This window comes from Lactococcus sp. KTH0-1S (genome assembly GCF_052544945.1).
Genome location: NZ_CP195165.1, coordinates 1,632,979 through 1,645,113 on the forward strand (window position 1 = coordinate 1,632,979; position 12,135 = coordinate 1,645,113).

The 12,135-nt window shown below is 35.5% G+C and carries 9 protein-coding genes and 1 riboswitch; of the genes, 2 read left to right on the top strand and 7 right to left on the bottom strand.

Features of this window, described 5'->3' with window-relative positions:
* Positions 1–79: 79 nt before the first annotated feature.
* Positions 80–622 (top strand): GNAT family N-acetyltransferase, encoded by a 543-nt coding sequence (locus ACRYLU_RS07885; RefSeq protein ID WP_003129407.1) that lies wholly within the window; start codon positions 80–82, stop codon positions 620–622.
* A 26-nt stretch (positions 623–648) separates the two neighbouring features.
* Here ACRYLU_RS07885 and ffh read toward each other — a convergent pair whose 3' ends face one another.
* The 3 genes from ffh to ACRYLU_RS07900 all read right to left on the bottom strand — a co-directional run bounded on the left by ffh (position 649) and on the right by ACRYLU_RS07900 (position 7,244).
* Positions 649–2,205 carry a signal recognition particle protein gene (gene ffh, locus ACRYLU_RS07890; RefSeq protein WP_003129408.1) on the bottom strand — a complete coding sequence of 519 codons (1,557 nt, stop codon included), beginning with the start codon at positions 2,203–2,205 and terminating at the stop codon, positions 649–651.
* 78 nt (positions 2,206–2,283) lie between these two features.
* Entirely contained in the window at positions 2,284–5,484 is a 3,201-nt protein-coding gene (locus tag ACRYLU_RS07895) for a leucine-rich repeat domain-containing protein (RefSeq protein WP_445080840.1), read from the bottom strand.
* A 47-nt stretch (positions 5,485–5,531) separates the two neighbouring features.
* Positions 5,532–7,244 (bottom strand): ribonuclease J, encoded by a 1,713-nt coding sequence (locus ACRYLU_RS07900; protein WP_445080841.1) that lies wholly within the window; start codon positions 7,242–7,244, stop codon positions 5,532–5,534.
* Positions 7,245–7,593: 349 nt separating this feature from the next.
* Here ACRYLU_RS07900 and ACRYLU_RS07905 point away from each other — a divergent pair, with 349 nt between their 5' ends.
* A complete protein-coding gene (locus ACRYLU_RS07905) occupies positions 7,594–8,265 on the top strand; it encodes an MgtC/SapB family protein (protein ID WP_038601541.1) in 672 nt (223 codons plus the stop codon).
* Positions 8,266–8,304: 39 nt separating this feature from the next.
* On the opposite strand, the gene dapA is transcribed toward ACRYLU_RS07905, so the two are convergent.
* The 4 genes from dapA to ACRYLU_RS07925 form a co-directional block, all read right to left on the bottom strand.
* On the bottom strand, positions 8,305–9,198 hold the full coding sequence (gene dapA / locus ACRYLU_RS07910) for a 4-hydroxy-tetrahydrodipicolinate synthase (protein ID WP_038601543.1): 894 nt from the start codon (positions 9,196–9,198) through the stop codon (positions 8,305–8,307).
* Positions 9,199–9,298: 100 nt separating this feature from the next.
* A riboswitch (Lysine riboswitch) is annotated at positions 9,299–9,474 on the bottom strand.
* A 67-nt stretch (positions 9,475–9,541) separates the two neighbouring features.
* Complete coding sequence (locus ACRYLU_RS07915) at positions 9,542–9,997, bottom strand: NUDIX hydrolase (protein ID WP_445080842.1); 456 nt, start codon at positions 9,995–9,997, stop codon at positions 9,542–9,544.
* A gap of 10 nt (positions 9,998–10,007) precedes the next feature.
* Positions 10,008–11,084, bottom strand: coding sequence for an aspartate-semialdehyde dehydrogenase (locus tag ACRYLU_RS07920; protein ID WP_445080843.1), 1,077 nt, complete (start codon positions 11,082–11,084; stop codon positions 10,008–10,010).
* 94 nt (positions 11,085–11,178) lie between these two features.
* A complete protein-coding gene (locus ACRYLU_RS07925; protein WP_003129417.1) occupies positions 11,179–12,042 on the bottom strand; it encodes an MIP/aquaporin family protein in 864 nt (287 codons plus the stop codon).
* Positions 12,043–12,135 lie beyond the last annotated feature (93 nt).

Below are 12,135 nucleotides of genomic sequence, written 5' to 3' on the forward strand. Positions count from 1 at the left end.
GCTTAAAAATTTAAGTCTTGTTATAATTAAATAACAAGGCTTTTTATTTTATAAAGAAATATCATCAAGGAGTAGAATAATGACTACATTAACAAATGAACCAACAATGAAAATCAGAGCATTGGAACGAACAGATTTAAAAAATATTCATATCATCAATAATAAAGCTGAAACAATGCGGCTATGGTTTGAAGAACCTTATGAATCACTAGATGAGTTAACCAGTCTTTATGATAAACATATCCATGATAATACTGAACGTCGCTTTGTAATTGAAGCCAATGATACTTTTATTGGAATTGTGGAACTTATGTCTATTGATTACATTCATCGTACCTGCGAAATTCAAATCATTATCATCTCTGGTTTTTCTGGAAAAGGCTACGCTCAAAAAGCATTGAAGACAGGTGTTGACTATGCTTTCAATACTCTAAATATGCATAAAGTTTATTTATGGGTCGATATTGATAATGCTCCTGCTGTTCATATCTATAAAAAACTAGGTTTCAAAATTGAAGGAACAATTAAGGAACAATTCTTTGCTGGCGGCAGATATCATGATAGCTACTTTATGGGGATTCTTAAATCTGAATACACTCAAAGAGAAAAAGCGGTTAAATAAAAAAACAGGAGTTTTCCTGTTTTTTTTTAGCGTTTTTTCTTACCTTTTTTCATTTTCTTTTGAGCACGTTTCATGGCTTGTTTCATAGCAAACTCAGTTGCTTTACCTTTTAAACCACCACCAAACATAGAACTCATATCGGGCATCCCATTTGCTGAACCATTGCCCATCATCCCTTGTAAATCACCCAAAGATGACATATCGGGCATTCCAGAACCTGCAGGCATATTCGGCATTTGTCCACCGGCTCCACCCATCATTTTTTGCATCATCGCATTCATATCACCATTCATGATTCCTTGCATCATTTCTTTGGACTGATTAAATTGCTTAATGAATTTATTTACTTCAATAAATGAATTTCCAGAACCTGCGGCAATCCGACGACGACGGGCTGGTGACAGTTCAGCCTCTAAATGACGTTCTGCCGGTGTCATTGACAAGACCATTGCTCGTTTTCTGGCAACATCCTTAGGATCAACTTTAACCTTATCTAAACCAGGCATTTGTGACATTCCTGGAATCATTTTCATAATATCTTCCATTGGTCCCATATTTGTCACTTGATCAAGTTGTTCAACAAAGTCCTCATAATCAAAACGATTTTCAGCCATTTTTTCAGCTAGTTTTGCTGATTGTTCTTCGTCATAATTTGCTTGAGCCTTCTCAATTAAGGTGAGCATATCACCCATTCCAAGAATTCGTGAACTCATTCGATCAGGGTAGAAAACTTCAAGGTCTGTTAATTTTTCACCAGTCCCTGTAAATTTAATTGGTTTTCCTGTAATTTCACGAATTGATAATGCCGCACCACCACGTGTATCACCATCAAGTTTAGTGATAATCACACCTGTAATGTCCAATTTTTCATCAAAAGTTTTGGCAACTTGTGCTGCAACTTGACCAGTCATTGCATCAACAACAAGCAAAATTTCAGTTGGTTCAGCAAGTGCTTTAATCTCTTGCAATTCGTTCATTAGAGTGTCGTCAATTTCAAGACGACCTGCAGTATCAATCAAAACATAGTCTTTACGTTCTTCTTGAGCTTTTAAAAGACCATTACGAACAATATTAACTGGTTTTTCAGCAGTTCCTTCATCATAGACAGGAATTTCAAGCTGTTCACCTAAGGTTTTTAATTGGTCAATCGCCGCTGGACGATAAACGTCGGCTGCAATCATCAAAGGGCGAGCATTTTGCTCTTCTTTGAGTTTTTTGGCGAGTTTACCAGCAAAGGTTGTTTTACCTGCCCCTTGCAACCCGACCATCATGATAATTGTTGGAATTTTAGGAGATTTAAGTAATTCAGCTTCGCCGCCACCCAAAATAGCTGTTAATTCTTCATCAACAATTTTAATTACTTGTTGAGCTGGGTTTAATGCTTCTGATACTTCAACACCGACAGCTCGTTCACGGATTGCCTTAATAAACTTCTTGACAACCGGGAGAGCAACGTCGGCTTCAAGGAGAGCAACTCGGATTTCTTTTGTAATTTCTGTGACGTCTGTCTCAGTAATTTTTTTCTTTCCACGTAGATTTTTAAAAACGTTTTGTAAGCGTTCAGTTAAGTTTTCAAATGCCATATTTTATAATCCAATTCTATTTTTTACAATTACTTCATTATAACATTTCTTTAGCTAAAATTGAATACATCAAAAGTTCTAGTCAATATCTTTTTTCACTCTTTTTTTCTTTTTAAATAATATAAATATGAAAATAAAACAAGCTCCTAAAATTGTTATTAGGCCAATGAAAAAATTGTCACTTATCTGGCCATGTTTTTTTATAAGATCAGCTTTCTTTAAAATATTATTATCACTATCAAGTATTTTAGAATTAAATTCAGACCGTTTAAAAAAACCTTTATCTTTATCAATAGTATTCGTTTTATTATTTTGACTCTGGTCACCATTTTCTTTATCAAGAACTTTATCTGCAGCTGATTTAGAATCTTCCATAGTCTCTACTTCTTTGTTAAAAGATAAGTCAAGAGCAGTTATTTGACCAAAATTTTGACTTTCAGCATTTTTTTGAGGGGTTCTGATCAGTTTTTCTTCGCTTATTGTATTTGAATTTTTATTTTTTTCATTCGTCACTTTTAATTTGCTTGGTAAGGTGTAAATTACTGATAGTTTTTGGCTAGTCAAAGAATTCACATGAGTTTTGTTACTTATGGAATTTAATTGATCTAAACTTGACTCTATGTTATTATTTGATTTTACTTCATCAGAAGAATTTGACTGATTATCTTCATTTTGTGGGTGAGAAATTGAGTTTATAATTGATAATGATGAACTTCTCTTATTTGTTGAGCTTTTAGAACTTTCTAAAATTCCTTGTGATTGTAATGAAGACACGTTGTTTTCATTTAAATTTGAAGATGGCAAACTATAAGAAATTTCTGAATGACTGTTTCTTTGTGCCTCATTAGATATATTTAAATATCTTGATTCTGATGATTCTGGATTATTATTTGAATAACTAGTTAGATTAGAGGCAGCGGAATTTTCTGATGAAGAATTATTAAAAGTTATTGGATTGTTGATTCCTACTGTTGTATTCAGTAGATTTGACTGACTCACTTTTGGTTGTGAGCCAGAAATTGTGTTGATAGGTGAACTTATGCTACTTTTTGGGTTCGTAGACATCTCATGGTCTGTTGAGTTTTCTTGAACTGAATTTGAAGAAGAAACTTTCTTAGGGTTTTCTGATATATTATTTACTTCACTTGGTCTGGACGAAATAGTTTGATTCGTTTGCAAATTAGGGCTACTACTAAGGTTTGAAGAATCTGAACCTAAACTATCATTTGAATCACTATTTAAAATATCTGAGGAGTGGGTTGATGAATTATTAGCTACTTCTGTTACTTCAGAAGAATTAGACTGATTAGTTGCTGATTCTGAGTTAGAAGTTAAACTCATACTTGATGATGGTGAATTAATACTGCTCATTGAATTGTTTGAAGCTTCAGAAATTGTTTGATTTGAAGTAGAAACGACTCCTAAAGTAGATATTTCCATGCTATCCTTTGTAAGATTATCAGAACTAGATTGATTGATTTCTAGATTATCAGCTGTGCTTGTACTGGATAAAACTGAACTTAAACTATTGTTTACGGAAGCTAAGGAATTATTAGCTACTTCTGCTCCATTAGAGAAATCAGGCGAATTAGTTGCTGATTCTGAATCAGAAGTCGAACTCATGTTTGAAGGGGATAAACTGATACTACTATTTGAATTGGCCGTAGCTTCAGAGCTTGTTTGATCTGAAGACAAAACAGCTCCTGAAGTACATGTTCCCGAGCTATCTTTGGGGGATGTAAGATTATCAGAACCAGATTGATTTCTTTCTAAATTATCAGCTATGCTCGTACTGGATAAAACTGAACTTGAACTATTGTTTGTAGAAGCTAAGGAAATATTAGCTGTTTCTGATCCATTAGAGAGATCAGGTGAATTAGTTGCTGACTCTGAATCAGAAGTCAAACTCATGTTTGATGAGGATAAGCTGATACTACTATTTGAATTGACCGTAGCTTCAGAACTTGCATGATCTGATACTGAATCACTTTCTGACGGATTTGATGATGATAAAATATTGGTTAATTCTGAACTATCATTTGTTTCGTTGATATTGGAAGAATTAGAATGCTTACTTTCTCCGTTAGAGGACATACTTGAACCTAACGAGGATTGGTTCGAATCATTTTCACTACTTGAATTGGAATTGGTTTGGTTTGAAGAAGACAAAATATTTCGGTTTACTGAATCATAACTGATTTCTGCTGTACTGGAAGCTCCTGACTGACCCTTCTCTGTTTGTGAGCTAGAAATAGAACTGTTTAAAGAAGAGGTTGAATTTAAAGTATTATCTGTAACACTACTCGCTTCAGATATTGGATAAAGTGAAGCCAAATGTGCCTCTTGTGTTGATTCTGAACTGGAAACATCAACTTGCTCTACTGAATTGGAAGAAGGGGAAGTGGCTGTATCCGCTTCTTCTGTCCTCGCAGAAGTCGACTGTGAACTGTCAGACTTTATCCAACTTTTATCCAAAAGCCCACTAGAATTGACAGAAATTATCCGAATTCCATCTGTCGGTAAATCTGATAACTGACCAAATAAAGGACTTATTTTATTGAATACATCATCAGCCAATGTTACTCCAATTCCCAAAGTCAAGCTCTGAACGGGGCTCCCAGAAAAGGCTGCTGAATCTACTATTGTCAATGATTCATCAGCAAATTCTATTGTAGAGATTTGGTTACTTTGAAAGGCTTTGGCCATAATTTCTGTGATATTTGGCCCCAATGAAAGTTCAGTTAAATTATTATTTGCAAACGCTCTTGTCGCAATCTTTAGGACAGAATTTGGAAATTCTATACTACTTATGGCGTTCCCAGCAAAAGCATCTGTTTTTATATTTTGGACTTTTGCTCCTAAAACTACTTCTGTCAGTGATTTCTTATAATAGTCAGGAAAAGCTGCTGTTGTTTGAAAGGCACTCGTATTAATGTCTACAACATTATTTCCGATAATAACCGAATGAATTCCACTATTTGAAAATGCATAAGTTCCAATTGAAGTTATTGCATAGGTTTGACCGTTACTTTCAATGATGTCCGGAATTACAATATCAGCTCCCGCCAAGCCAGCATAGGAGGCAACTTCAGCTGTCAATGAAACTTTATCAAGATTGTAAGTAATTTTTTGCTCATCAGTATATGTAATTTTACTTGTCGTGGCCTCCACCGGCAATTCTGTCAGCAACTGATGATTCAAGAATGTGGGATTAAGAATAGCTGTCAGTAACCCCACTCCAACAGTCATCGTTATTTTTTTTATTGATTTTTGAGACATAAAAACCTCCTAACTTTCTATACGAAAAAATGGAGGTTTTGTAACTTTTATTTTTTATTATGATTTTTTTTAGTATAACGTTTGTTTAAATCTTGAGGTTGACGCGCTTCCATAACTACTGGAAGAATCACTGGTTTACGCTTTGTTTGCTCATATAAAAATTTTCCAAGAGCATCACGGATAGAACCTTTGATTTCTGCCCAATCAAATTCTTTTCCAGAAAGATATTTATCAACAGTTTCGTTGACCAACTCACCAGCTTCACGCATCAAATCACGTGAAGTTTTAACATAAACAAAACCACGAGTGTGAACACGAGATTTGCTGACGATTTTACGTTCAGTCTTAGAAATTGTGATAACGGCAATGAAAATACCATCTTCTGATAGCACTTTACGGTCACGTAAAACAACTGAACCGATATCTCCAACTCCTGAACCGTCAATCATAACATTTTCAGCTTGAATAACACCAGATGGGATCATGTCTCCATTTTCCAAACTGACTGTTTCCCCACGTTTAGCGATAAAGATATGTTCCGGCAAAATATCCATTTCCATTGCTAAATCAGCATGGGCACTAAGTTCACGATACTCACCTTGGATTGGAATCAAATTTTTTGGACGGAAGATATCAAGTAAGAATTGCAAATCACGAGCATTCGCGTGACCAGATATTTTCAAATCTGAAGCCAACATTTTCATGACTCCGCCAGCTTTATAGATTTCATTTTCAATACGAGCAATTGTTGTTTCGTAAGAGACAGATGGACTTGTAACAGCAAGTACTAAATCTCCATCTTTAATTTTAACGTATTTATGACGACGATGAGCCATGTCTCCAAGAGATTTGAGTGGTTCACCCATTCGTCCTGTTTCTAAAATAACTAATTCATTGTCAGCATATTTTTTAATTTCTGCTGGTTTAATAATTGATTTTTTATCAACAATTTGTAATTTGTTAAGACGAGTTGCTGTTTCGATGATTTGGTCCATATCTTCGCCTGTAAAAGCAACACGACGTCCAAGTTTAATGGCAGCATCAATCGTTTGTTGAATTCGACCTAAATTACCCGCGTTACAAGCAATAATGACCCGTCCTTCATTGTCATCAATATAGTCATAAATTTTTTCATAAATTTCATGCTCGCTAGCAGATTGCATTGTTGACAAAGCGTTTGGTGATGACGAAAGTAAAGCAAGGACTACACTATTTCCAATTTCAGCCAATCGACGCATGTTGGTACGATAGCCTTTTGCAACAGCTGGATCAAAACGGAAATCGCCTGTATAAACAATGTTTCCGTCATTTGTAGAAATAACAATTCCTAAGCTTTCTGGAATTGTATGTGTTGTTGAGAAGAATGAAATGACGGCTTTACCAAAATCAATTTCTGTATCTTCAGTTACAACATGAAAATCGTTGAATTTGCGACTGTCAGCATAATTTTTGACATTAATTTTTGCAAGTTCGATTGTTAATTCTGAACCAAAAACAGGAACTTTTAATTCAGAAACGATATAAGGCAAAGCCCCAATTGAATCAGCATGTCCGTGAGTCAAGAAAATTCCTGCGACACGATCCGCATTTTCTAAAAGATATGTAATATCAGGAATAACAAAGTCAACACCAAGTTGATCCATTTCAGCATATTTAAGTCCTGCATCAAGCACAAAAATTTGCTCTTCAACCTCAACTAAATACATGTTCTTACCAAATTCACGCACACCACCTAATGGAGTGATTTTAATATTAGACATAAAAACCTTTCTTGTCAGTGTAATTTATAATTTTTTCGATATAAAAAGAATCTGTAAGTTATTGACAAATTCTGTCAGTAAATTTACAGTCCTGTTTTTAGCAATTTCCTTGCCATATTCACTCTCGAAATCGGTCGAGTGGGACAAGCGATATTGAAAAGATAATTCTACTTAGAATTAAAATAAAAGAGATTGGCATTCCAATCTCTACCGAGAATACACTAATATAAGTTTAACCCAAAGCAAGTAAAAAAGCAAGTCAGTTTCATTTTTTATGGGTCTTACTTTTTTTCTAATCAAAATAGCGATATAATGGAAGGTAAGTTTTAAATGACAAGGAGGAAATTTTATGCAGATTACTTTCTTAACACAACTTGATTGGTTAATTCGATTAATATTAGCTGGGGTATGTGGATATGCCATTGGTTATGAAAGAAATAGCCGTTCCAAAAATGCTGGTACACGTACTCATTTAATTGTTGCTTTGAGTGCTGCTTTAATGATTATTGTCTCAAAATATGGTTTTATGGACATCATCAGTACTCATGGAGTCAATCTTGATCCTTCCAGAATTGCGGCTCAAATTGTAAGTGGTATTGGCTTTTTAGGAGCTGGAATGATTTTTGTTCACAATCAATCCGTTAATGGATTGACTACTGCGGCTGGAATTTGGGCAACTTCTGGTATTGGGATGGCTATCGGTTCTGGATTATATTTTATAGGTATTGTAGCTACTTTACTTATTTTACTTTTTCAAATTATTTTACACCAAAATTATCGATGGATAAAATCAGCGACAAGCGATCATCTTATTCTTCAATTAGAAGATTTTGAAGGGCTTCAACTGTTGCAACAACAGCTGAAAGAGGAAGATGTCAAAATTCTTAGTATAAAAGTTGAAAAAAAATCAAATAATTCTTTAAAAACAGATCTATATTTGAACTTACCAAAAGCTTATGAAGTCGCTTCGTTAATGAGTCTTTTGGAATCGAATGATAAGATTAAATCAATTGAATATTGACCTACTTTTATAAAGAAAAATACCCTAAAAGGGTATTTTTTAATTTCCAATTTTTTCAAGAATTATTTTACTTTCCTCAGTAGTACAAGCTACAAGTGGTAAACGTAAGCCACCAACTTCATATCCTTTTGCATTCAAAACCGTTTTGATTGGAGCCGGACTTGTGAAACTAAAAAGTGCATTTATTTTGGGTAATATTTTTCTTTGAATAGCCGCTGCTTTTTGAATAGAGCCCTGGTCTATTTCTGCAAACATTTCAAAAAATTCTTGACCTAGGATATGACTGGCAACCGAGATTACCCCCTGACCTCCCAAAGCTTTAGCGTGAAAAGCTAGCCCATCTTCTCCAGTATAAACTAAAAAATCTTTGGGTAGCTTTTCAATAAGATAAGCCAGATTATCAGTATTTGTACATTCTTTGATGGCAATTACATTTTCCAGTTCTGCTAAACGTAAGATGGTCTCTACCTGAATTTCAGTGACCACCCTTCCTGGAATATTATACAAAATAATTGGCAAATCACTCGCAGTAGCAATGGCTTTAAAATGTTGATAAATTCCTTCTTGGGAAGGTTTGTTGTAATAAGGAGTCACTGCAAGTCCCGCATCGATATACCCAAGTTCAGCAACTTCTTTGACAAATTCAACCGAATCACGTGTGTCATTAGTTCCAACACCCGCAATCAATGGAATACGGCCAGCCACTATTTTATTAACCGCAGCAAAAATTGCCAATTCTTCATCATGAGTAAGAGTAGGCGATTCGGCCGTTGTTCCAGCTAAGATAAGGCCTTCCGTATGATTAGCAAGTAAATCCTCAATGAGCTTAGGAAATGCTTCAAAATTAATTTGGCCATTTTCTTTAAAAGGGGTCACTAGGGCCGTGATGATACGTGCATTTTGTAATTTTTCAATTGTTTCTTTTGCTGACATAATTTCTCCTTATGTGTGAGCTTACTGACAAGCTCTTGTCAAGAGGTCAAAAAGAACCTCTTTTTATGCAAAAGAGGTTCTCAAAAGTTCGTCAAAAATGATTTTGATTAGCTCCCCTTTCTGTCAGTACTGACAGAAAGACAGTCTGTAGGATTTAACCACACAGCCCAAGAAAAATTTTGTGACAATTTTTCTTTCGGCAAAGAACGCCGCCATCAGCTTCAGTGCGTTCACCGCTCCACTAACTTCTTCGTCTTCGCAACCTCTAATTTTGTTTGACCCATTATAGCATATTTTAGTAAATGAGGTCAAAAATTTTATTTTTATACAATCTAATTTATTATTATCCTTTCGCCATTAATTGGATGAAATCTTCGATAACACGGCGATTTGGCTCATGAATATTTTTTGGAATTTCTTTAAATTTAAACCATTTCAGCTCTTCAACTTCACTCATTTGTGGTCTTAAACTCCCTATGAAATCTTGACAAATATAATAAAGGCCTGGCATATAAACTTGGTCCATATTGGGATAAGTCATAAATCGGTCCTGACCAGAATAAATTCCTAAAAGTTCAAGTTTACCTGCTTTTAGTCCCGTTTCCTCAAATAATTCTCGGCGAGCAGTTTCCTCAAGTTCTTCACCAACTTCTATGCCACCCGCATGTAAAGCCCAAGGCCCATTATCTTTACGTTTTTGTAAGAGAATTTTTTCATCAGAATAGACAATAACGCCTGCTCCCAGATAAATCAAAAGCTCATGACCAATTTTTTCACGAATTTTACTGATATAACTCATTTAACAGACCTTATTTCAGTTCAAACTTTAACTCATGAGTTGGTCTAACTAAGCGACGTTCATGTAGCGTTTCAGCAATTTGAACAGAATTCCAAGCTGCTCCTTTGAGTAAATTGTCAGAAACTACCCAAAGATGAATCCCATTTGCGGCATCCAAATCACGGCGAATACGACCCACAAAAGTTTCACGACGACCAACTGAATTAATGGCTTGTGGATAAATTTGATGAGCAACATCATCTTCTAAAACAGCTCCTGGGAATTCAGAAATCAAACGTTTAACCTCAGCGATGTCTGCTACTTTCTTTGTTTCAACATAAACTGACTCAGAATGACCGTAAAGAACTGGAATTCTGACACAAGTTGCCGAAACCGCAATTGAATCATCTTCCATGATTTTCTTGGTTTCATTTGTCATTTTCATTTCTTCATAAGTATAATCGTTGTCAGTAAATACATCAATTTGTGCAAGTGCATTGTAAGCAATTGGATAATGTTTTTTATCTCCAGCAGACGGTAAAATTTCTGCTGACAATTCTGTCAGTGCTTTTCCATCAAGTGCTTCTTGGAGTTCACGATTTGTTTCATTAATTGCTGACTGACCCGCACCAGAGACCGCTTGATAAGTGCTGACAATCACGCGTTCAAGTCCATAAGTACGACGTATTGGCTCTAAAGCAACCATCATTTGAATCGTTGAGCAATTAGGACAGGCAATTATTCCATTGTGTTTTTCCAAAGCATGTGCATTAACTTCTGGAACAACCAAGGGGACATTAGGGTTTTGACGGAAAAATGAGGTGTTATCTACGACAACAGCTCCAGCTTTTACAGCATAAGGGGCGTATTTTTCTGATACTGAACCTCCAGCTGAAAAAAGAGCAATATCAATGCCTTCAAAACTCTCCTCAGTCAATTCTTCTACAACAAGCTCTTGACCCTTAAATTCAACAATTTTTCCCGCCGAACGTTTACTTGCAAGCGCACGTACGGTTTCTATAGGAAGTGTAGATTCTTCTAATTGTTCAAGCATACATGTACCCACGGCACCAGTAACACCAACGACGGCGATATTATATTGTGTCATAATTGTCTGTCCTTTTCAGTAAATTATAATTATTATAGCGCTTTTAAGTTATAAGGGCAAGAAAAAATCTGCCTTTCGACAGAAATTTTTGTTTTTATTTAAACATAAGTTTAAAGACTGTAGCTGCAATTACTGCACCAACGATTGTGGCAACAACTGGAACCCAAGCGTACCACCATTTAGCGTCTTTATTTTCACCAACAACTGATTGTGGCAAGAAGCTATAAACGATACGAGGACCAAGGTCACGTGCTGGATTCAATGCTGCACCAGTTGGTCCACCAAATGCTGTAACCAAACCAACAAACATCAAACCAATAGCAAGCGCACCAATCATTTTAGATGATGAAGCACCTGAAACAGAAGCCCAAATTTGGCTTACTGTTGCATTTGCTGTAACATCAGCTCCTTGTTGTTGAGCATAGCTTGTCATCCATTTGATTGATTCTGCACCAAAGAAGTTCGTTGTAAAACTGAGAATTCCGAAAACAAATACAAACATTCCGATTACTTCATTGATAAATCCGTTGAAAATTGCTTTTCCACGATTTGAACCATTATCCAAAGCGTTAGTTGTTGAAAAAGCGCCTAAAGAAATTGCTCCGTCATTAGTTTTAGCGAAGTATTCTTTATAAATCGCTACAACAAGTAATTGACCAATAATTGCACCAATAAGTTGTGCCAAAATATATTGTGCAACATGTGCCCAAGGGAAATAGCCAGCTGAAGCGAGTCCAATTGTAATTGCTGGATTAATATGTGCACCTGAAACATTTGCAAAAGCAAGTACAGGAACTAAAATCGCAATTCCATATCCCCATGCAATTGCAAGACCACCCATGCCCTCATTTTTAGAGCCTTTGAGGGTTACCCCAGCAATTGTACCATTACCAAGCAAGACGAGAAGCATAGTTCCCAATCCCTCAGCAATATATTTTGTCATCCATGAAACATCCATGATAATTTCCTTTCTATTTTAAAAAATATTTAAAGATGTTGACACTTCAATTTTATCATATTTTTCTTAACTCTTGCTAATAATAACATTGAA